The sequence below is a fragment of the Gordonibacter sp. RACS_AR49 genome (assembly GCF_030418435.1).
GTDB classification, from domain to species: Bacteria; Actinomycetota; Coriobacteriia; order Coriobacteriales; family Eggerthellaceae; genus Gordonibacter; species Gordonibacter urolithinfaciens.
The window spans coordinates 524,383-545,306 of sequence record NZ_JAIUDM010000002.1 but is presented as its reverse complement, the minus strand read 5'-3'; the positions used below and the strand labels follow the sequence as shown (position 1 = coordinate 545,306).

Here is a 20,924-nt window from a genome sequence, read left to right as displayed (position 1 = left end):
TGCGGCATTGCCCACCCGCTCACCGCACGCGGCCTATCCGTAGGTTCAGCACGCCCTTCGGGCAGGCGTCGGCGCACGCCGCGCACTGGATGCACTCGGCGTCCTCGATCGTCCCCGCGTGCAGGAGGCGCTCCACCGGCAGGCTCATCGGGCAGGCGCGGTCGCACTTCCCGCAGCCGATGCAGCGGTCGGCCTCGGCGCTCACGTGCAGCTGCGGGACGCGCAGAACGCTCCCCAGCTTCTCGCCCAACACCATGAACGGCGCCATCCAGCAGATGCCGTGGCACATGGCGCGTCGTCCCAGAACGAGGTTGGGGACGAAGAACAGCGCCACGATGCCGAAGTAGATGGGCAGGCCCAGCGGGTTGTTCATCGACACGCCGCCCGGGATGCCGTACAGCGGGTCCACCACCGTGAAGCCGCCCGCCACCCAGGCGCACGCGACGATGGAGAGCACCCACGGCACCCAGATGACGTACTTCACGCGCTTGAGCCAGGCAGGCCTCGACGGCTTGCCCACGGCGGTGGCCGCAAGCTCCTGCAACCCGCCCGCCGCGCACAGCCATCCGCACCATGCGCGGCGCAGCACGATGGCCGTCAAGAACTGCAGGCCGAACACGAGCATGCTGGCCGACACGACGCCCGAGAGCGCCCCTTCGATGATGAGCACTGGCGAGAAGTAAAAGATTATTATGGGGAACAGCAAGAACGTTGCGAGCAGCATCAGCCGCCGTATCCGTTGGCGCTTCTGCCCCCGCAAGATCGTCTCCCTCATTGGAAAGCCTTTCTACGTTTTTCGATCGCCCGGTCGTGGCGGCTTCCCCAGCAGGCCGCAGCCGCGTCCTGCTTTACGGGGAAAAGGAAGCCGTGACATCCTTTCTCGATGTCCAAGCACCTCATGCGAGGCTGCTTGGCATCCGGCCCCTCACGCGCGCACCAGCGCGACGAACCCCTTGAACGCACGATCCATGCGCGCGTGCAGCTCCTCGTCGGAGAACTGCGCGCCCGTGGCCAGCATCGCCGCCATGCCGTGCACGAAGACGATCATGTCGAGGTACAGCTCGCGCGCCGCGTCGGGCGACAGATGCCCCAGCTCCTCGATGCACGCCTGCACGCCGTCGATGGCGACGCTCTCGTACACGTCCGTGAAGCCCGTCGCCTCCATATGGGGCGACAGGTACAGGAAGTGGAACAGCGGCCGCTCCTCGCGCGCGAGCCGCAGGTGCGAAAGGCCGTTGGACTCGAAGGCGTTGCACCCCTCGTGCTCATGCTCGCGGTTGTATGCCGCAACCCACGCCCGGGCGTGGTCGTACAACTGCCGCACCAGCTCCCCCATGTCGCCGAACAGGCTGTAGATCGGCTGCACCGAGCACCTCGCCCGCTGCGCCACCGACCGTGCGCTCAGCGCCGCCTCGCCCTGCTCGCGCACGACGGCAAGCGCCGCGTCAAGCACCTGCTCCCTGCCCACCCGCTGCTCCGGCATGGCCGCCCCCTTTAACATAACATATGTTATATGACAGTTGTAATATATCACCCCCGCGCCCGCCGGTCAAGGGAAGAGGCGGGGCGGGACGACCATCGGGGGGGGGGACGGGGCCCCTTTGGAAACGCCCTCGTTTCACCTCCCCAACGATCCGCCATCGGGAAAGGCACGGCTCCCTTTCGGAACCGTTATGCGAAATCAAACGCGAGGCTCGGGCCCTACAATCGGCGCTGAATCGAACACCTGCGAAAGGAGACCTGTTTTGAAGAACATCGAGGAACGTCGCAACCGCACCATCGCCCGCGAGGCGAACTACCACGCGAGCATGCGCGCGCCGCACATCGACAAGACGGCTATCAGCCCCTACGACGATTACTGCGACGGCTACGGCATGCCGGGCGCCTACGGCAACGGCTACGTGTCCGTGCTGAAGGTGTCGGCCGGCACGGTGGAGAAGACCAACGACGCGCTCATCGACACCATCGTCACCTACGACAAGGCGGAGACAGCCGATGCCTACATCGGCCAGATCAACATGCTCACGGCTTCCTCGTTCTGCGGCATGGCCGGTCAGGTGTGGGGCTACGACCTGGCCCGCCACGACGACATCACATCGGGCAAGAGCCAGCCGCTGTTCACCGAGAAGCAGTTCGACGGCTCCGAGCTCAAGGTGTTCGACGCCGCCCCGCTGCTGAACGCCGGCGTCGAGCTGTTCGGCACCGAGAACAACCGCCGCTACCATCCCATCCCCGGCGCGCACACCATCTGCGCCAACAAGGGCGTCACCGCCTACCGCCCGAAGGAGGACCGCCCGCTCAAGGCCGGCGAGGCGTACGGCATCTGGTCGTTCATCGCCATCTCGCTGTCCGCCGACCGCGACTTCTCTGCCGACCTGTTCATCGAGGACGCCGGCGTATGGACCGAAAACGACAACGAGGACGACATGATGGCCTTCCTCGAGCAGCACCGCAAGGAAATCGTCTGGTCCGTGGTGGAGTGCGGCCGCGACTCCAACGTGCTGTTCGACCGCACGTACGTGGGATTCGCGCACCGCATGATGAAGCCGGGCGAGATCGGCAACGCCATCACCGTAGGCCCCTACGTCACGCTGGCCCGCAACGCCGTGCCCACCACGGGCTTCACCTCGCTGAACGACCTCAACCTCTCCGACTGGCTAAAGGAAATGGACTTCGAGTCGCTCACGAACCTCGCGAAGTAGCGCGGAGCTCCCCTATCGCATGACGGCGGGCGCCCGTTGCCCCCGCCGCAACGAAGATCGCCGCGCGCCCGCCTCCCAGCGGGCGCGCCTCACATGACAAGGACTGGAATCATGGCAGACAATACCTCGACCGGTTCCAGCGGAAGCGCCGCCAAGGCATCCGACAGCTCGAAGAAGGTAGGGCTGATCGGCCTCGTCGGCATCGTCATCAGCGCCATGATCGGCGGAGGCATCTACAACCTCCCCCAGAACATGGCGGCGGACGCCTCCGCTGGAGCCATCATCATCGCCTGGGTGGTCACGGGCATCGGCATCTGGTTCATCGCGAACACGTTCCGTATCCTCTCGGCCGCGCGCCCGGAGCTCACGAACGGCCTGTACACGTACGCCGAGAAGGGCTTCGGCAAGCTCATCGGCTTCTTCGTGGCCTACGGCTACTGGATCTGCAACTGCTTCGCCCTCGTGGCGTACTCGGTGCTGGTCATGGCCACGCTCAACTACTTCGTGCCCGACTTCTCGGGCGGCAACAACATCCCGTCCATCATCGGCGGCTCCATCATCACGTGGATCATGTACCTGCTGGCCCTGCAGGGCGCGAAGTCCACGAGCTTCCTGAACATCATCGGCACCATCGGCAAGCTGCTGCCCGTGGCCATCTTCATCATCGCGGTGGCCACCGTGTTCAAGTTCTCGGTGTTCATGGAGGGCTTCTGGGGCATGAAGGGCACCATCGACCTGACGTTCAGCTGGGATAACGTCATGCCGCAGGTGCAGGCCACCATGCTCGTCACGCTGTGGCTGTTCTTGGGCATCGAGGGCGCCGTCGTGGTGTCCGGCAAGGCGAAGTCGCAGGCCGCCGTGCGCAAGGCCACGACCATCGGCTTTCTGGTCACGCTCGCGCTCTACATCATCGTGTCCCTGCTGCCGCTCGGCGTGTACTCGCAGGCCGACGTCGGCAACATGGCCGACCCTTCCATGGCCGCCATCATGCTGGACAAGTTCGGGAAATGGGGCGAGATCCTGGTGAACGCCGGCGTCATCGTGTCGGTGCTGAGCTCCTGGCTCGTGTGGATGCTCATGCTGGGCGAGATGCCGCTGGCCGCCTCGAAGAGCGGAATCTTCCCCAAGGCGTTCGTGAAGGAGAACAAGAAGGGCTCGCCCTCCACCGCGCTGCTGTGGACCACCATCATCGTGCAGATCGTGCTCGTTATCTCGTTCTTCATCGGCAGCAACGCCTGGACCACCATGATCAGCATCACCAGCGTCATGGCGCTGCCGTGCTACCTGTTCTGCACGCTCTTCCTGTTTAAGATCGCCATCAAGAAAGAATACCCGAAGGGCATCTTCGCCAGCCGGAACATGGCGGTGTTCACCGGCGCGGCCGGCTCGCTCTACGGCCTGTGGCTCATCTACGCCGCCGGGCTGAACTACCTCATGGTGGCGTGCATCGTGTACGCCGTCGGCCTGCCGCTCTACATCGTGGGCGTGCGCCAGCACGACCCCAAGGCGAAGCTGTTCGCCAAGACCTCGGACAAGGTCATCGTGGCCGTGGTGGTGGCACTCGGCATCGCCGGGCTCATCTACTCCATCGTCACGTTCGGGCACGTCAAGCTCTAGGCTCGACGGCCACCTCCCTCAGGTAGAGGTCGGGGCGCGCGCCGACGCGTCCCGACCCGGAGGCGTCGTCCGGCTCGCGCAACTCCACCACGTTCACGCTCTCGGCCAGGACGATGGACGGGCAGGCCTCCTCCAGCGCCGCGGCGTCGTCGTCCGCAAGTGCGAGGCTCGGCACGTCCGGGTCGTAGCCGCAAACCACGCCGGCGCCCTCGGCCCACTCCCTCGCCCGGCGCACATCATCTCCGAAGGCCTTCGCGCACTTCAGGAACCGGTCTTCCTCGTCCGCACGCATCCACGGGTGCGCGTCCCGCAGTGCCGGGTCCGCGAAGAACGCCTTGTTCTGCTGGTATATCTGGCCGGTGTTCTTGTTGTCCGAGCTGCAGTAATGGATTCCCAGCTGCAGGCCCTCGCGCTCGGCGAACGCCAGCAGCTCCAAGGCCTCGGCCTCGCTGCCCGCAACTGGCACGCCGCCGCCGTACCAGTAGTTATAAAGGTACTTGAAGGGGTGTTTGCGCAGCTGGAAGCCGCGTTTCGCGAACTCTGCGGCGTTGTGCAGCGGGAAGCAGAACTCCAGCAGGTTGACCCCGCTGATGCCGAGGGCGTCCGACCGCACCAGCAGGTCCTTCATCTGCCCGAGCGAGCCCGGTATCACGGGCACCTCCACCACCACGCTCGGGATCGTGCCCACCGCCTGTTCCATGAGCTCGTACACGCGGTCCTGGCCGTCACCCGCATCGGGCGGCTTGATGCTGAAGCGGATCTCGTCCAGGCCGCTCTCGGCAAGCTCCTGCAAGCCGCGCTCGTCAAGCAGGTCGCCGCACGTGTACAGGCGCGTGTGGGCGTCCGGGTAGAGCTGGGCGGCTCGCTGGAGGAAGGCGTTCACCTGCTCGGGATGCAGCAGCGGCTCGCCGCCCGTGATGGCCAGGCAGCGGAACCGCGCGCCCATGGCGTGCGCCTGCTCGAGCTCGGCCACGATATCGCGCTCATGGGAGAGGAAATGCTCGTAGTGGTCCTGGTTCGGGTTGAAGCAGAAGTAGCACTTCTTCACGCACCGCAGGTCGACGAAGAACGTGGCCGTCTCGTCGCCGGTGCGGCAGGCCAGGCACGCGGGCGATATCCAGTTGCTCCACAGCGACGAGGCGCCGTTCTCGCAGCGGCACCCGCACTCTGCCGCCGTGCGCTTGCGCGCCTCGCGCGGTGAGGTCTCCTCGCGCTCGAACGGCAGGCCGTATTCCTCTACCGCGGCCTCGAAATCGTGCTCGGCCTCGTCGAACGCCTGCCTATAGCCCTGAAGATCCACGGTGCCCTCCTGTAGAAACGTCTGCCCTTCGGCGGCGCGGGCGGCCGGCGCATCGTGCCCGACCGGCTCGATCGGACCCGCCTATTCCGAGCCGGCCAGCTCCGTCTCGACCTGCTCGGCCATCGCGCGGTCGAGCGCAACGAATGCGGCCATGCCGCCCGCGAGCGCGCCGTAGCACCCCTGGGCATCGTTCTCGATGACCTTGGTTGCGAACTGGTCGACCCAGTTCAGCAGGTGCCGATCAGCAAATTGCCGCTGCGTCGCGAGCGTCCGGACCGCCTCGCCGTCGCGGCCGTCGGCGAACGCCTCGTACGCGCGCTGGCTCAAGGCGCCCTGGTAGTCCATCATAGCAGCGATGTGGTCGTCGGGGAATCGCCTCTCCGCTCGCAGCTTGAAGCCTGCCGCATGGTAGAACGACCGGACGTCGAGCGTGCTCTCCTGGAACACCACGGACTCCTTGCCCGCATACGGGGATTCCCACGGGTGCACGTAATGCTCGCCGGGCACCTGGAACAGCCGGTCGTAGGAGACGCGCAGGCGCGCGGCAAGGGCCTCGGCGCGCTCCGGGTCGCCCGCTTCGCCCTGCGCCCGCTCGGCCCAGGCACGGGCATCTTCGGCGCACGCGGCAAGGCTGCGTCCGGACGAGCCGAGCGTCCGCCCCGCCAGGTCCGCGAAGCCGTCCCCGGCCAACGCATCGCCCACAGAGCCGAGCATGGCCGGCGTCTCGCCGCCGAACGCCTTCGCGACGCCCTCGCCGGTCGGGCGGCTTCCGAACACCACGTGGAACAGGTGGTACAGGTACGTGCGACGGGCCAGCCCCATCGCTAGCACGCTCTCGCGCTCCTCGTTCGGCATAACGGTCTCCCGTCTCTCGTAGCAGCCGGGCGGGTCGGCGGCTGCACCGGCAAAAAGGTTGCCGCGCCGCAGGGAGGGGGTCTGCGACGCGGCAAGAAAGGGGTAGGTTACCAGGTAAGCTCCCGGTATCCCTCGTCAAAGGCACAGTCCTTCGCCTTGATGAGGATATTCGGGTGCGTCTCGTCCGGAGACGGCAGAACGGCGATGCCGCCCTCGTTCAAGTCGGGGCCGAACTCGGCGCGCAGCTCGTCCATTTCGCCGAACTTGAGCGCGCGGTTGGGGCATCCCGCCACGCACGCCGGCTCGCCGCCGGCCTCGCGCAGGCCGTAGCAGCCGTCGCACTTGCCGGAAACGCCCTCGTCCGGGAAGTACTTCGGCTGGCCGTACGGGCACGACATGACGCACATGCGGCACCCGATGCACTTGCTCTGGTCCTGCACGACCGTTCCGTCGGGCGCCTTGTAGATGGCCCCCGTCGGGCAGTTCTTCAGGCAGATGGCCTCCTCGCAGTGGTTGCAGCCGAACGAGTAGCTGTACGCCTTCGACTTCGGGAACTCCCCGACAGAATACGTATGCGCTTCCCGATATAGCAATCCCACTTCCAGGCGATTCTTATCCTTGCACGCAACCTGGCACGCACGGCAACCCGTGCAGCGGTTCTGGTCCAAATAGAATCCAACGCTCATGATCCAACCTCCTTATCCTCAGCCCTAGTTCTTGCTCCAACGAGGCGGCAGTTCGCAATCGGGTACCAGTTGCCCTTCGTCGTACTTCTCGATGTTGCATATCTGGTTGTTGTAGCCCGACACGCCCATGCCACCATATTCAGCGCCGATCAAGTAGTTATCGGAACCGGCGCGATCAATACCCGTTTCCTCGTCGACATCGACCCATGCACCGTGCGGCACACCGACGATTCCCGGCATAAGGATGTCCATGACCGCCGCTTTGCGCAAGCCTTTCCCCGCCGGAGTGCTGATGAGAACCGTGTCCCCTTCTCCGATACCCTTCTCTTCAGCATCTTGGCGACTTAGGAACACCGGGTTCGGCCATGCCTCACGCAGCCACGGGCAGTTGTCGAAGACGGTATGGGAACGTCGCAGATAGTGAGGGTTGTACATAAGATAAGGATACTCGCCCTTTTCGCCGCCCACCTGCTCGTCCTTGAACGTAGATTCGTACCCAACGCACGGAACGACGTAAGTGGGATACGGCTTAAACTGCTCAATGCCATCGTATTCGAACGACGCCATAAGGTCGTAGCGAGCTTGGCAGTAGATCTCGAGCTTGCCGCTCGCGCTCGAGAGCGGATTGGCAACAGGATCGGACACGAAATCCTCGTAGCCGATAAAACCGTGCCCATCATCGGGCTTGCGCTCAAACTGGTAACCGCCGTTCTTGATGAAATCAGCAAGCGAGATCACGCCCTTCTGGGGAACTCCAGTCACCCCCCATTCCGAGATATCGGAATCAGTGATGGTGACGAGCGGTCCCATCTTGCCGTCGTCGCCCATGACCTTGCAACCGGAAATCTGCTCGAAGAACTGCTGCTTTTCCGAGGTATTGTAGGCAAGCTTCGGATCCATTCCCATACCCTCGAGCAGCAGCGTGCCGATCTCCTGGTCGGTCTTCGCCTCGCCAAGCGGCTCGGTCACCTGCGAATAGCAATACACGAACTCACGGTTGCACGACGTCACCGAACCAACGCGCTCCCACTCGGTCGTGACGGGCAGAATGATGTCCGAATAGAGGGCGTTCGTCGTCATGAACTGGGCGCGCGTAAGCACGAAGTCCACAGCACGATGGGCTTCGATACCCGCTTTCTGATGCAGCGAAGTCTGCAGCGTCGCATCGGTCACATGGAAGATGCCCTTAATGGGACCGAGCGTCGTCGGAATAGGCTCGTGGAAGCTCCCGTAAGAATTGGACACGTCGTAGAAAGTTCCACCACCGTTGAGAATAATATCATAGAGCTGCGGCTGGCGCACGCCCGTGGAACAGGGATTCTTCGTTTTGGGAGTCTTAGCGCTCCCTGCGGTCACCAGATTGGGCCCGTAGTTGCCCGCATTGGCATGGTAGTTGCCTCCGCAAGCGTGTCCCGACTTGCCCATGTGGCCGCCCATCGCGCCCAGCGTCATGAGCATCTGGGGGATCATTTCGGATCCGTTGCAGCGCACCATTCCGTAGTTGTGCAAAAGCATGGTCTTGTTGTTTTTGCCTAGGATGCGCGCGAACTCCGTCACCTGCTCGGGCGGAACGCCACAGAAGGGCTCGGCCCACTCGGGCGTTTTCGGAATCCCGTCGTAGACACCCAGCAGATAGTCCATAAGGTTCTCGTTGAGTTTTGCATCTGCAGGCATGCTCTCTGCGTCAAAGCCTACCGTGTACTTGTGGATGAAATCCCAGTCTACGATATCGCCTTCTTCTTTGTCGAGGCGCAGCATCTCGTAAGCCACGGCAAGCATGAAGGACATGTCGGTGCCGTTTCGCACCGGAACCCAGTCGGCGTCGAGCGTCTGCGCCGTTGCATTGTACAGCGGGTCGACGGTCACGAACTTCACACCTGCCTCCTTGGCCTGAATGAAGTAATAAGTTGGCGTGCCGGCTGCCGACCACGTAGGATTCGACGAATACAGGATGATGTAGTCAGCATTTTTCAAGTCAAAGCGGTCGTTCGCCTTGCCGCAATCAGTCGGCGGAAGGCCGATCATGTCGCATCCCAGCGTATAAGTTCCGTGCGAAGTGGTGTCCCAACCGCGCACGCATCCGCACATGACGTTGATACTGGCATCCGGAGACTTGCAGTAGAAGCCAGTCGGGCCGTACTCGTCGCTGATCCGCTTGATCTCCTGGCATGCCAGGTCAATGGCCTCGTCCCAGCTGATACGCTCCCACTCGTCCTTACCGCGCATCTGTCCGTTTGAATTCTCTCCGCCGCCCGGCTTCCAACCCTTTCGCTTGAGCGGATAGAGAACGCGGTCGGCGCCGAAGCACTGCTGCTGCTGGGCCTTGCCGCGCACGCAGCCGCGCTGCTGCGGGTAGTCCGGCGAGTCCTCGTGCGTGTCGTCGGTCTTCTGGCGCACGACGGCACCGTCCTTGACCATGACCTTGTTCATGCAGCGTCCGCCGCAGTTGTGCCAACATGCGGCCGCCACCCACTCGCCGCCCTCGGCCGGGTCGACGGGCAGCTCGTGCTTATCGGCGGCGTCGAGGCTCGCCTCCGCGGAGCAGCCCGTGGCCGACAACAGGGCAGCGCTCGCCGCCACCGCCGCCGACGCCCCGAGAAAGCCGCGACGAGAAATGTTCTTGGATTGAATGCTCACGATGAATCCCCCTTTGCTTCCCTATGCCACCGTGCAGGTTGCGTAAAACGCGTAGCGTGCGATGGCGACGCCGACGATCGAGGCAACGCAGACGGCAATCGCAAGCGCCTTCTTGTTCTTGATCTTCGACGACAGCGCCACGAGCGCGACGGAGACGACCGGCGCGATAACGAGTCCCGCGATCTGGCTGATCGGGCTGAAGCCCTCGCCCGAGAAAGCGACAGCCTCCAGAACGAGCCCCACGGCCAGCACGGCGTTCACGATGAAGGCCGCCAAGCGCAGCAGCTTGCCCGCGTAGTCCGCAGAAGCCAGCACGGCGAACAGCGCCAAGCCCATGGCCAGGTCGCCGGCAACGAACGTGAGGATGGTCGCCGGGGCGTTGCACCACACGGGGTTGCCATAGATGTCGATGTAGGCCACGCCCATCATAACCATGCAGATCACGCCCGCGATAGCGCCCACCACGCGCAGCGCGTAGGGGCTGCTCTTGCGGACGAGCGTCACCACCAGGTCGATGGCCGCCAGCACGAAGAAGCACCCGGCAACGGCGACTTCCTGGATCATGCCGGACCCGAAGTTGACCGTACCGCCGAACACCGATTCTACAGCACGCGGAATGCTGTGCACGTGCGTGGTGGCCGCAACCATGCCCACGGCGAACAGCGCCACGACGACCAGGGGAACCAGCCATGGACGGCTGCCTTCGCGCGTGCGGCGCAGGCCGGCGTCGAACGCGTACGCGCCGGCGGCCAAGCCTCCCAGCATAGTGAACAAATACAAAGATTCAAGCCCCATGCTCAAGCCTCCTCTTCCCATAACGCCCGCCCTCTGCAGGCGCCTCTTTTTGCGGCGCGCGCCACGATGGCACGCGCCTCGCCCAAGCCTCTCGGGCGCACCGCCTCCTGGGAAGGGGGCGTGGGCGCAGCGATCGCTCGGATGCGTGTTTGCAGGAAATCGGCCGATCCCTCTGTCGCCTATTATGGAAAATTGTCGTGCGACAATCAAGAGTGTCGCACGACAATTTTTACTGTCTTTATACTATTTTAGGTATAACTAAGTTGCGGGGTTTCCTTTAGCCTTCGGGGCGTCCTTGTTCGGATCGAGCGTGAAGCCCTCGCTGTAGGCGCTCGGCACCACGACGGTGCCCTCGTTGTCCTGCATGCCCTCGTACACCAGGTGGATCTTGCGCAGCGAGAGCGCTATCTCGTCATGGGAGTAGGTTTCAGCGACCTCCTGCAGGATAGCGGACACATCGCGCTCGGCCTCCATGAGCGTGATGCGCGCGTTCTTGCGGCATTCGGCCTGGGCCTCCAGGGACATGACCCCTTGCAGCTCCTTCGGGATGATGATGTCGCGGATCTCCACCGACAGCACCGCGATGCCCCAGTCGGTGACCTTCGCCTCCACCGCTTCCTGCAGCTCCTGGTCCAGCTGGTGGCGCCTCATCACCACGTTGGACACCGACGCGCGGCCGATGGCGTCGCGCAGCGCCGTCTGCGCAGTCAGCGCCACGGCGAAGCGGCAGTCCTCCACCTCCATGCAGGCCTTCTCGGGGTCCCATATCATCCAGAACAGCACGGCATCCACGTCGAGCGGCACCAGATCGCTGGTCAGCGCCTCCTCGGCCCCGAAAGGGGTGGCCGTCGTGCGCTGGTCCACGCGCAGCGTGCTGAACTCGATGAGCGGGATGCTGAAGAATATGCCGGGGCCCGCCAAGCGGTTGAACCGGCCCAGGCGCATGATCACCGCGCGCTCCCATTCGAGGCACACGTGGACCGACGACAGCACCCCGAGCCCCACGACGAGCGCGACGGCGATGCCGACAAGGCTCAAGCCGCCCGCAACCACGTACCACAGCGTCAGCACCGCAAGGAAGGCGGCCAGCGCGAGCACCACCGTCACCATCACGGCCCCGTTGCGCGTGGCCTTCCTGCTGGGATCGGAACGATAGGCGTCGGCGGCGACGCCGAACTCCATCTCCGAACGGCGGTAGGAGTCCCGCTCGTCCCGCGCGATACGCTCTTTATTGCTTCTCTTCATGGTCCCTCTTCATCTTCCGTATGTGCTTCGACACGAGCTTGGGAATGTCGTCGTAGGTCATCCCCTCTTCAAGGCAGCTTTTCACGAACTCCTCGACCAGCAGGTCCGCCTGGCCACCCTCACGGGGGAACGTGCCCGGGTCGCTGACGAACACGCCGCTGCCGCGCACCGTGGTCACGTAGCCGTCGCGCTCCAGGCCCATGTAGGCCTTGCTCACCGTGTTGTAGGCTATGTGCAGGTCGGCGGCGTACTTGCGCACGGTAGGCAGCTTCTCGCCCGGCTGGTAGAACCCCGAGTTTATGAGGTACGCCATGCGGTCGCGCAGCTGCACCCACAGCGGCAGGTCGCTCTGGTCGCTCAAGGTAAAGGGAGGTATGTCCTTCGTTGCCATCGGTCCCGTCGTTTCTCACACTGCGGTTTGGACGCCGGCGTTCACGAGCACGAACCGCAGGCTCAGGCCACCAACCAGGACGAGCACCGCCAACACGGCGACGACGCTGCTCCGATGGCTGCGTCGAGCGGCCAACGCGGATGCTTCGATAGCCAGAGGCGCCAGTATACCGCATCCTACGAAGCCGAGCCAAAACGCGCAGGACTGGTCTCCCGCAAGCAGCGCGTCGAACGGCCGGCCGGCGCTCGCGGCATTCGCCGTCGCCGCGAATGCCGCCGCCGCGAGCACCTCGAGCACGATGAACACGGCATCCGCGACGGCCAGCCCCCGGACCCACACGAGCACGCCCGGGAAGGACGCGCAGAAGCAGGTGCACAAGAGCACGACGCCGCAACCGCACGAGAGCGCCGAGAACAGGAACAGCACGGGCAGCCACGCCGACTGCCACAGGTCCACGGCAACGACGCTCTTCAGGAGCAGCCCCGTGTACACCATCACGACGACGGCCAGCACCGCTCCAAGCGCCTTCGCAACGAGCGCCGCCCTCTCCCACGCAGGGCCCAACGTGAGCACGGATTCCGCAAGCGCCACGACGAGGCAGACCCCGAACAGCGTGAGGGCGAACGTCCCCACGGACACGAAGCTGCCGGTGGGATAGAGGAACAGCAGGTAGAACGCCTCCGGCCGGCCGAGATCCGCCAGCAGGCACAGCATGCCCGCCACCAGCATGACGAAGGCGGCGGCGTAGCCCGCTTGGGCGATGCGCCGCTGCGTCGCCGAGCGCGCGCGACGGCCGCGATGCCTACGAGGCGCGCAGGCGAGGCACGGGCCGTTCGCATGCGAGAAGGCCGTGTGCAGGTCGATGGCGGAGAGCACCGCGAAGCTCCCGGCGGCGGTGCCGCCGAGGAACAGGTACCACACGATGAGCTCGCCGAAGACCACCGCTCCCCCTCTCGCCGTCTCCGCCGCCTGCCGCACCCGCCGGCGCAGCCTCCTGCACAGCATACCATTTTGTCGTGCGACAATCAGCACGACGTTTCCACCGAAGCCCCCGCCACGCCGGCCGCGCTCCTTCCCGCGCCGCGCCGGGCGCTGCGGGGGCTTCCTGCCGTTGCGCGGCGTTCCTGCGGACGCGGGCAGATCTTCCGCGGCGCGTCCCCTACGCCGGCCTGTTCGCGTCCATGAACGCCTTGAGCTCCTGCTTGCGAGCGGGGTCGAGCTCCTTCTTCGGGACGCCCTGCACCGCACCCTCCAAGCCGTAGAGCATGTGCAGGCACACGCCGGGGTCGATGGCCTGCACTTTGAGCCATGCCCGCTCGGCCCCTGCGGCCATCAGGTCCTCGGGCGTCACGATGCCCACCTGGGCAAGCTGCTCGGCGGCATGGGGGCCGATGTTCGGCATATCGGTGAGGTTCGCCATGGGAGTCCTCCGTTTCTCGCTGCGGAATCAGCGGTTCGCACGTGCTCGGGGGCCGGCGGCCCCGAGCCTTAGGCCGAAAGCGCGGCCTGAACCTTGGCGCGCAGGCGCACAAGGTCGTCGTCGTTCGGGTGCGCGGCCGCCTCGTCGAAGTTCGCGATGAGCTGCGCCATGCGGGCGGCTTGCGCCGGGTTCTGCGCGGCCGTGTGCTCGTAGCGGCGGCGCACGCTCGAAGGCATGCGGCCCTGACACATGAACGTGCCCACGATCTGCGCCGACTCTGGCAGATGGGCGGCCGCGCGGGCCGCCACGCCGGCGAAGTACGTCTCGTCGGCGCCGAACCCGCACGTGCCGAACAGGAACACCTCCTTGCCCGCCAGGCCGGCCAGCAGCTCCCCCATCTCGTCGGTGCAGTCGCCCCGGTTCGTCCAGAAGCCCGCATACACGCGGTCGGCCTGCGCCATGGAGGCGGCGTCCACTTCGTCCACGCGCCCGAACGCCAGGCACCCCTGCGCGGGCAGCGCCCCGGCCACGGCGCGCGCGAGTTCCTCGGTGTTGCCGGTTCTGCTGTCGTAGACGATCGCGTACGTCATGGGTTTCGCTCCTTACGTCGGGGGCGGCGGCACTAGGGCGCCTTCGCTCGGTTGCAGATCGTTATACGCCGGCACGCTCCCACTGTAAACCCCGGTATACTGGGTCGGACGGTAAAAAACCGCGATCAGCATGCGAAGCTGGCGAAGCGCCTCGGAACGCACGCCAGGCGGCGCAGCGGTGCGTGCATCCCAGCATGCGTTCCGGGCGACCTGTGCATCGCGGGCAAAGGAAGGGAAGCATCCATGCGAGCAGTGATTCAGCGCGTGAGCAGCGCACAGGTGGACATCGACGGCGAGACGGCAGGCAGCATCGGGCACGGCCTGCTGATCCTGCTGGGCGTGGGCCACGGCGACGGCGAGGAGCAAGCCGAGCGCCTATGGAGCAAGATCGCGCGCCTGCGCATCTTCGAGGACGCCGACGGCAAGACGAACCTATCGCTGGCCGACGTCGGAGGCGAGGTGCTGGTGGTGTCGCAGTTCACGCTGTACGCCAGCTGCAAGAAGGGCAACCGCCCCTCGTTCACGGGCGCCGGTGCACCCGACGAGGCCAACCGCCTCTACGAGTGGTTCGTCGAACGCGCCCGACGCGACGTCGCCCGCGTGGAAACGGGCCGCTTCGGCGCGTATATGGACGTGTCCCTGGTGAACGACGGCCCCTTCACGCTCTGCCTCGACACCGACGAGCTCTGATACGCCGCAGATCAAATGAAGCATCCGCAGCTGCCAGACTACCTGCTAGCCCAGCAGCGCCTGCTCCCATTCCGCTTCCTTGAAGCCCACGAGCACGAAACCCTCGCCCACCACGAGCGGCCGCTTCACCAGCATGCCGTCCTCCGCAAGGAGCGCGTACGCTTCCTCGTCGCCCATGCCCGCGTCGAGGAGCGCCTTCACGTTGCGCTCGCGGTACACCATGCCGCTCGTGTTGAAGAAGCGCCGCAGCGGCAGCCCGCTGGCCGCATGCCACGCCGCTAGCTCGTCGGCCGTCGGGTTGTCCTCAACGATGTGCCGGTCGGCATACGCCACGCCGTGCGCATCGAGCCACGCCTTCGCCTTCTTGCAGGTGGAGCACTTCGGGTACTCCAAGAACAGCACGTCAACCATCATTCCTCCCCATCACTCCACCAGTCGATATCTCCGTACAAAAGTCCGCGCTCTCTCTCAACCCAATCGAGGAATGCCTCGGGGCGTTTTACCGGGATCTTCGATTGGGCAAAGCCGGCCGCATCCCGAGTAAGGAGAAAATCGGCCTTTACCTTTCGAGCGGCCATTTCGATCACGCAATCCTCGAAGTCTATCCATTCGAGCCTCACGGCGCTTTTCACGTCTTCCCCGTCAATCGAGCAGATGCGAAGGAACTCGAAACTCGCATCAAAGCCGCGGAGTATGTCGGCGCCGACGCATTCCTTCCGCATAATGTAGTAAATATCGGTGAACGATTTCGCCGAAGCCCATAGCTCGGCATCACCGAACTCCTCCATGATCTGAAGCTTTTTCATGTCTTCATAGTACGGATGCCGTTCCTGGTAGAGATCGATGAGCACGTTCGTATCAAGAAAGAGCCTCATAATCGGCATACCTCATTTCAGCGAGAACGTCTTTGAGCGAACGACCGTTCAGGACATCGCCACCGGGCTTGACCAGCATCCTACGTCCGCGCTCTTTGAGCTTGTTTTTTTGGCCCGGTGTCAGCTTCCTCGGGCCTGGGCGCACGAACCCCCCTTCGGTTGGCAAGCTCCCATGCGAAATGGCATATTCGTATGCCGAATTGATCAGCTCGGTAGGAGTAGCACCGATCTTCTCCAACACAGCATTGCCTTGCTTCTTGATCTCCGTCGGCACACGGGCGGTGACGATGGAGTCGACTCGACCCGACTTATCCGAAGCCTTGTCAATCGCCTTCTTCGAGGTCCTGGGGTCACCCTTTTCCGTTACAGCGTCCATGCCAAACCTCCTGTCAATCACTGGAGAGCAGTGTATCGTAATACCGTATTACTTTCAAGTTCCGCGAATTTCGCCTCCTTCCCCTTGACACCCTTCGCCTTAGGTGTTTATAGTGTGCATATAGGGTATATACACATTGCACACTGCTGCGAGGCGGGGTGCAAGGTAGGGGACCCTCGGGCGGCGGGGAAAGAACGTGTTTCCCAGCCGTCGGGCGAAGCGGCGAGACGTCGCGGCTCCGCCACCGGGAGTGCTTGGGACGCCAGGCGCCCCCTCAAAGAACAAGACGAGGAGCACCGTTGGACATCATCATCTCGAACGCAAGCGACAAGCCCATCTACGAGCAGATCACTGCCCAGATGAAGAACCTCATCCTGAACGGCACGCTCGCGGAAGGCGCTCAGCTTCCCTCGATGCGCGCGCTGGCGAACGACCTGCGCATCAGCGTCATCACCACGAAGCGCGCCTACGCCGACCTCGAGGCCCAAGGGTTCATCGAGACAGTGCAGGGCAAGGGGAGCTTCGTCGCCGGCGGCAACATGGAGCTTCTGCGCGAGGAGCGCCTGAAGCACATCGAGGATCTGATGGCGCGCGCGGTGGAAGAGGCCCGCAGCGCGGGCGTCGCGCCGGGCGAGCTCCACGACATGCTCGACCTCCTCATGGAGGACTGACCGGGGATGGCGCCCGCAGGGCTGCACCCCAGACCGTTCGACCACGGAAGAAAGTGACGACTGATGAGCGACCTTTTACGTATACAGAATCTGGAAAAGCACTACGACGGCTTTGACCTGGAGGGCATCTCCTTAAGCGTGCCGACCGGCAGCGTCGTAGGCTTCATCGGCTCCAACGGCGCCGGCAAGACCACCACCATCAAGGCGATACTCGGGCTCATCCGCCCCGACGGCGGATCTATCTCGCTCTTCGGCGAGGAAGTGACCGGTGCGCCCGAGAGGCGCCTTGCCCAGCTCAAACAGCGCATCGGCGTGGTGTTCGACACGTGCTCGTTCCCCGAGGAGCTCACGGTGGACACGGTGAGCAAGCTCATGGCCCAAAGCTACAAGGACTGGAACCCTGGCGCATTCCGCACGTTCGCCCATGCGTTCCAGCTGCCCCAGGACAAGACGGTGAAGGACTTGTCGCGCGGTATGGGCATGAAGCTATCGCTGGCGTGCGCGCTGGCCCACAACCCCGACCTGCTCGTGCTCGACGAGGCCACGGCCGGGCTCGACCCCATGGCCCGCGAGGAAGCGCTCGACACGCTTCGCCTGTACATGGACTGCGAGAGCCGCGGCATCCTCATGTCCAGCCACATCACCAGCGACTTGGAGAAAATCGCGGATTACATCGTGTGCATCGATGCGGGCCGCATCGTGTTCTCGGTGGAGAAGGATGTCATCACCGACCTGGCCGGCGTGGCCCAGTGCCGCGCGGCCGAGTTTGACGCCATTGCGGACAGCGGCTTCTTCCCCCGCGGAGGGATGCGCTACGAGCGCAACACCTACGGTATCACCGTCCTCGTCCCTGACCGCCAGTCGTTCGCGGCGAGGTTCCCCCAAATCGTATTGGAGCGGGCCGACATCGAAACGTACATGTCGCTCATGCTGAAAGGAGAGGCCCGATGAAGACCATGCTCATGTTCGACCTGCTGACGGCCAAGAAGCTCGCGCGGTCGCAGCTGCTTCTGGGTGTGGTGGTGGCCCTGGTCCTCACGGTATCCACCGGCTCCGCCCTGTGCATCATGCCCATCATGGCGCTCATGCTGGCCTACTCGGTGGGCTTCACGCTGGTGGCCTTCGACGAGCGCAACGACTGGGAGCGCTTCCGCCTCACGCTGCCTCTCTCGCGCGCGAACGTCGTACAGGGCCGCTACGCCACATTCGTTGTCATGACGCTGGTCGGGCTCGTGTTGGGCATGGCGGTCACCGCCATCGTGTACGGGTTGTCGCTTGCGCTTCCGCAGACCGAGTTGTTTGCCGGCCTCTTTGAGGGCATGGACTGGCAGATAGCGCTGGGCATGGTTGCAGCCTCCATCGCGTTCTCGCTCGCCCTCTGGCTCGTCGCCCTGCCTCTCGTCGCGCGCTTCGGCATGACGAAAGCCGTGCGCTACCTTCCGCTGGCGTTCATCATCCTGCTGCCCATCGGCACGGTGCTCGTGCAGAAGGCCGGTCCCCCGCCCGCATTCGTCCTCGACCTTGCCACTTGGGCGAGCACGCCGACGGGCACCGTCACCTTGGTTGCCGCGGTGATCGCCCTCATGGCCGTGCTCACCGTGCTCTCGTGCATGCTTTCCGTGAAGCTGTACGAAAGGCGGGAGTTCTAAGCAGCATCCCCGTGCCGCCTGCACCGCTCACCAGGCAGGCGGCACTTCTGCCGGGCGCCAGAGCGCGCCGACCGACGAGAAGGAAGCCCTGCCCATGAAAGCGATGTTCCTGATGGATTTCGTCACCGTTAAGAAGCTGCTGCGGCGCTACTTGCTGCTGCTCCTGGGCATGGGAGGCTTGGCCGCCCTCATGATGGGCAGCCACCCGGGCATCATCCCGTATTTCGGAGAGCTGTCCGTGATCTCGGTCGCGCAGGCGCTCGCGCTCTACGATGATCGGCGCGATTGGAGCCGGTTCCGCCTGACCATGCCGCTCACCCGCACGGGCGTCGTGCTCGGGCGCTACGCGTTCCTCGCAGCCGTCGCCGTGGCGGGCACGCTGATGGGCGTGGCGCTCTACCTGGTCGTCACACTGGCCGTACAGGTAGTGCCGGCTTATGCGGCGCTTACGCTCCGCCCGGGCGGCTTCGACGCGGTCGGGCTCGCCTGGTCCGTTGCCGTGTCGTTTGCGCTCGCGTTCGTGGTCGGGGGAATCATGCTGCCCACGTTCTTCAGCTTCGGCATGGGAAACGGGCCGCGCTACGCGATGGCGCTGGTCATGATGGTGTCGGTGCTTGGCATCAACCCGATTGTCAGCATCTGGGCCAGGCCGGAGGCAGCGCCCGCGTTCCTCGGCGGGCTCGTCTCGATCGCCACGTCGCCCGAGACCTTCCTCGTGGCAGCGGGTGCCCTGACAGCAGCCGCCTTCGCGCTGTACGCCGCATCCTGCGCTGCATGCCTCGCCGCCTACCGGCGGCGCGACTTCTAGCCGAAGCCGCCGGTCCCAAAGCCCTGCCTCAAGGAAGAAGGCACCCATGCAAGGCAAGACGTTCTACGCGCCCTCGGCTGCCGTCTTGGTCGGATTCCGCTAATGGGTGCTCTACGCGGTATCCGCCTGGCTCGCCTTTCGCCTGAGCGAAAAGCGGGACTTCCGAGGCCCGTTGCCGCGAGCGGACGGGTGTCAGCCCATCTTCACAAGGTCGGCCAGGGTGACGCCGTCAACGTAGCCTTCGATGGTGCGGTCCAGGCCGCGCCAGAAGTTCACGGCCACGCACTCGCCGCGACGCGGACAGGCCTCGGCGCCGTCCTCGAGGCAGGCCACGGGGGCGCAGCTGCCCTCGGTGGCGCGCAGCACGTCGCCGGCAGTGATGTCCTCGGCGGGCTTGGCAAGCAGGTAGCCGCCGCTCACCCCCCTGATGCTCTTCAGGATGCCGGCCTTCACCAGGGCGCCGCCCAGCTGCTCGAGGTACTTCACGGACAAGTCCTCGCGCGCGGCCGCCTGGCGCATGGTCACGGGGGAACCATCCTGCTCGCGGCTGGCAATATCGATCATGAGCCGCAGGGCGTAGCGCCCCTTCGTCGAAATCATCATGTCCGCCACCATCCTCACCGCTCCGTCGCGCCTGTCTCCTCCTGAGGACAGCCGCTCAACCGCCGTAAGTATAGCGCATCGGTAGCATATCCTCGCCGATCTTCCTTTCAGGAATGTAAGGCCCGGGCAAGCGGTCGGTAAGGTTGCGTTAAGGAAGACTCGGTATAACAGAGAGCATAGGGAAACAAGGTTAGGGAAAGGCACCGCCATGGCACCGAGCACGCAGCGCACCACCCCGGACCGGCCGGTCGCACGGCTTGTCGGGAGCCTGCTTATCTTCGCTATCATCCTGGTGGCGCTCGCCGTCACGTTCTTCGTGGCACGGGGCTTCAATCAGTACCGCGAGGCTCTGGCCGCACTCCCGCTGGACGAGATGGAGCAGCGCATAGAGAGCGCATCCGGCTTCACGCCCATCCAGGAGCTGCCCGACCTGTATCTGCAGGCGGTCGTGGCCGTGGAAGACCATCGGTTCTACGCCCACCCGGGCTTCGATGCCATCGCCACCGGCCGCGCTCTCGTGAACGACCTCAAAGCCGGATCAATCGTAGAGGGCGGCAGCACCATCACTCAGCAGTTGGCGAAGAACCAGTACTTCACGCAGGAGCAGACCATCGAGCGCAAGGTGGCCGAGGTGTTCATGGCGCTGACCATGGAACAGCATTTCACGAAGCGGGAGATACTGGAGCTTTACGTGAACTCCATCTACTTCGGCGACGGCTACGAGGGCATCGGCAATGCCAGCGCAGGCTACTTCGGCAAGGAGCCGCAGGAACTCGATGCGGGCGAGTGCACGCTGCTGGCCGGCATACCAAACGCGCCGAGCGCCTACGCGCTCTCCGAGAACCCCGACCTCGCCCGCCAGCGGCAATACCAGGTGCTGAAGAAGCTCGTGGCCTACGACTACCTCGACGAGGCCGACGCCCGCCGCATCGGCGCGCAGGGCGCGGGGGCGTAGGGAGGCGGCGAGCGTACCCGCCAAGACGGGAATCGGGGACTTCTGGTATTCGCATGGGA

Annotated in this window: 24 protein-coding genes; 8 read left to right on the top strand and 16 right to left on the bottom strand. The window is 64.6% G+C overall.

All coding sequences use genetic code 11. The features are described 5' to 3' along the window. Positions 1–19 precede the first annotated feature (19 nt). Positions 20–775, bottom strand: a complete 756-nt coding sequence (locus LB310_RS06970; protein ID WP_278806669.1) for a 4Fe-4S dicluster domain-containing protein — start codon at positions 773–775, stop codon at positions 20–22. 150 nt (positions 776–925) lie between these two features. Further along, the gene (locus tag LB310_RS06965; protein WP_278806667.1) at positions 926–1,483 is read right to left on the bottom strand and encodes a TetR/AcrR family transcriptional regulator; all 558 of its coding nucleotides are present in this window, start codon (positions 1,481–1,483) and stop codon (positions 926–928) included. 262 nt (positions 1,484–1,745) lie between these two features. On the opposite strand from LB310_RS06965, the gene hdcA reads away from it, so the two are divergent. Together hdcA and LB310_RS06955 are read left to right on the top strand one after the other, a co-directional pair. Further along, complete coding sequence (gene hdcA, locus LB310_RS06960) at positions 1,746–2,702, top strand: histidine decarboxylase, pyruvoyl type (protein WP_096227179.1); 957 nt, start codon at positions 1,746–1,748, stop codon at positions 2,700–2,702. A 111-nt stretch (positions 2,703–2,813) separates the two neighbouring features. Then, complete coding sequence (locus LB310_RS06955) at positions 2,814–4,319, top strand: basic amino acid/polyamine antiporter (RefSeq protein ID WP_087191949.1); 1,506 nt, start codon at positions 2,814–2,816, stop codon at positions 4,317–4,319. On the opposite strand, the gene LB310_RS06950 is transcribed toward LB310_RS06955, so the two are convergent. From LB310_RS06950 to bilS, 10 genes are all read right to left on the bottom strand, one after another. Further along, the gene (locus tag LB310_RS06950; protein ID WP_278806665.1) at positions 4,309–5,619 is read right to left on the bottom strand and encodes a radical SAM protein; all 1,311 of its coding nucleotides are present in this window, start codon (positions 5,617–5,619) and stop codon (positions 4,309–4,311) included. The two genes, LB310_RS06955 and LB310_RS06950, sit on opposite strands and share 11 nt — an antisense overlap. Positions 5,620–5,700: 81 nt before the next feature. Further along, the gene (locus LB310_RS06945) at positions 5,701–6,474 is read right to left on the bottom strand and encodes a molecular chaperone (RefSeq protein ID WP_278806663.1); all 774 of its coding nucleotides are present in this window, start codon (positions 6,472–6,474) and stop codon (positions 5,701–5,703) included. Positions 6,475–6,581: 107 nt separating this feature from the next. After that, a complete protein-coding gene (locus LB310_RS06940) occupies positions 6,582–7,160 on the bottom strand; it encodes a 4Fe-4S dicluster domain-containing protein (protein ID WP_278806661.1) in 579 nt (192 codons plus the stop codon). A 24-nt stretch (positions 7,161–7,184) separates the two neighbouring features. Continuing rightward, positions 7,185–9,797, bottom strand: a complete 2,613-nt coding sequence (locus LB310_RS06935) for a molybdopterin-dependent oxidoreductase (RefSeq protein WP_278806658.1) — start codon at positions 9,795–9,797, stop codon at positions 7,185–7,187. Positions 9,798–9,818: 21 nt separating this feature from the next. Beyond that, positions 9,819–10,592 carry a DmsC/YnfH family molybdoenzyme membrane anchor subunit gene (locus LB310_RS06930; RefSeq protein WP_143412776.1) on the bottom strand — a complete coding sequence of 258 codons (774 nt, stop codon included), beginning with the start codon at positions 10,590–10,592 and terminating at the stop codon, positions 9,819–9,821. Between the two features lie 258 nt (positions 10,593–10,850). Beyond that, complete coding sequence (locus LB310_RS06925) at positions 10,851–11,837, bottom strand: SPFH domain-containing protein (RefSeq protein ID WP_278806653.1); 987 nt, start codon at positions 11,835–11,837, stop codon at positions 10,851–10,853. Continuing rightward, positions 11,821–12,228, bottom strand: a complete 408-nt coding sequence (locus LB310_RS06920) for a GntR family transcriptional regulator (RefSeq protein ID WP_157004892.1) — start codon at positions 12,226–12,228, stop codon at positions 11,821–11,823. The genes LB310_RS06925 and LB310_RS06920 overlap by 17 nt, the downstream gene beginning before the upstream one ends. 15 nt (positions 12,229–12,243) lie before the next feature. Further along, positions 12,244–13,170: an NrfD/PsrC family molybdoenzyme membrane anchor subunit gene (gene nrfD, locus LB310_RS06915; RefSeq protein ID WP_278806651.1), complete on the bottom strand. Its 927-nt coding sequence runs from the start codon at positions 13,168–13,170 to the stop codon at positions 12,244–12,246. A gap of 217 nt (positions 13,171–13,387) precedes the next feature. Further along, positions 13,388–13,648, bottom strand: coding sequence for a TfoX/Sxy family protein (locus tag LB310_RS06910; protein WP_087191941.1), 261 nt, complete (start codon positions 13,646–13,648; stop codon positions 13,388–13,390). 68 nt (positions 13,649–13,716) lie between these two features. Then, positions 13,717–14,238, bottom strand: coding sequence for a flavodoxin family protein BilS (gene bilS, locus LB310_RS06905; protein ID WP_157004894.1), 522 nt, complete (start codon positions 14,236–14,238; stop codon positions 13,717–13,719). 243 nt (positions 14,239–14,481) lie between these two features. Here bilS and dtd point away from each other — a divergent pair, with 243 nt between their 5' ends. Continuing rightward, positions 14,482–14,928: a D-aminoacyl-tRNA deacylase gene (gene dtd, locus LB310_RS06900; protein WP_278806650.1), complete on the top strand. Its 447-nt coding sequence runs from the start codon at positions 14,482–14,484 to the stop codon at positions 14,926–14,928. A gap of 45 nt (positions 14,929–14,973) precedes the next feature. Here dtd and LB310_RS06895 read toward each other — a convergent pair whose 3' ends face one another. Genes LB310_RS06895 through LB310_RS06885 form a run of 3 tightly spaced genes read right to left on the bottom strand, consistent with a single transcriptional unit; the run spans position 14,974 to position 16,179 of the window. After that, a complete protein-coding gene (locus LB310_RS06895) occupies positions 14,974–15,339 on the bottom strand; it encodes an arsenate reductase family protein (RefSeq protein WP_123673793.1) in 366 nt (121 codons plus the stop codon). Further along, positions 15,339–15,803 carry a PIN domain-containing protein gene (locus LB310_RS06890; RefSeq protein ID WP_162457281.1) on the bottom strand — a complete coding sequence of 155 codons (465 nt, stop codon included), beginning with the start codon at positions 15,801–15,803 and terminating at the stop codon, positions 15,339–15,341. Before LB310_RS06890 ends, LB310_RS06895 begins: the two co-directional genes overlap by 1 nt. Further along, positions 15,787–16,179 (bottom strand): type II toxin-antitoxin system RelB/DinJ family antitoxin, encoded by a 393-nt coding sequence (locus LB310_RS06885; RefSeq protein ID WP_087191936.1) that lies wholly within the window; start codon positions 16,177–16,179, stop codon positions 15,787–15,789. Before LB310_RS06885 ends, LB310_RS06890 begins: the two co-directional genes overlap by 17 nt. A 299-nt stretch (positions 16,180–16,478) precedes the next feature. On the opposite strand from LB310_RS06885, the gene LB310_RS06880 reads away from it, so the two are divergent. The 4 genes from LB310_RS06880 (at position 16,479) to LB310_RS06865 (ending at position 19,307) form a co-directional block, all read left to right on the top strand. Next, a complete protein-coding gene (locus LB310_RS06880) occupies positions 16,479–16,850 on the top strand; it encodes a GntR family transcriptional regulator (RefSeq protein WP_041238960.1) in 372 nt (123 codons plus the stop codon). A gap of 63 nt (positions 16,851–16,913) precedes the next feature. Further along, positions 16,914–17,801, top strand: a complete 888-nt coding sequence (locus LB310_RS06875; RefSeq protein ID WP_278806648.1) for an ABC transporter ATP-binding protein — start codon at positions 16,914–16,916, stop codon at positions 17,799–17,801. After that, positions 17,798–18,499: an ABC-2 transporter permease gene (locus LB310_RS06870; protein WP_278806646.1), complete on the top strand. Its 702-nt coding sequence runs from the start codon at positions 17,798–17,800 to the stop codon at positions 18,497–18,499. Before LB310_RS06875 ends, LB310_RS06870 begins: the two co-directional genes overlap by 4 nt. Before the next feature lie 94 nt (positions 18,500–18,593). Further along, positions 18,594–19,307, top strand: coding sequence for an ABC-2 transporter permease (locus tag LB310_RS06865; protein WP_278806644.1), 714 nt, complete (start codon positions 18,594–18,596; stop codon positions 19,305–19,307). 192 nt (positions 19,308–19,499) lie between these two features. On the opposite strand, the gene LB310_RS06860 is transcribed toward LB310_RS06865, so the two are convergent. Then, positions 19,500–19,910: an Rrf2 family transcriptional regulator gene (locus LB310_RS06860; RefSeq protein WP_087191952.1), complete on the bottom strand. Its 411-nt coding sequence runs from the start codon at positions 19,908–19,910 to the stop codon at positions 19,500–19,502. A 208-nt stretch (positions 19,911–20,118) separates the two neighbouring features. Here LB310_RS06860 and LB310_RS06855 point away from each other — a divergent pair, with 208 nt between their 5' ends. Beyond that, positions 20,119–20,865: a biosynthetic peptidoglycan transglycosylase gene (locus tag LB310_RS06855; RefSeq protein WP_278806641.1), complete on the top strand. Its 747-nt coding sequence runs from the start codon at positions 20,119–20,121 to the stop codon at positions 20,863–20,865. Positions 20,866–20,924: the final 59 nt, after the last annotated feature.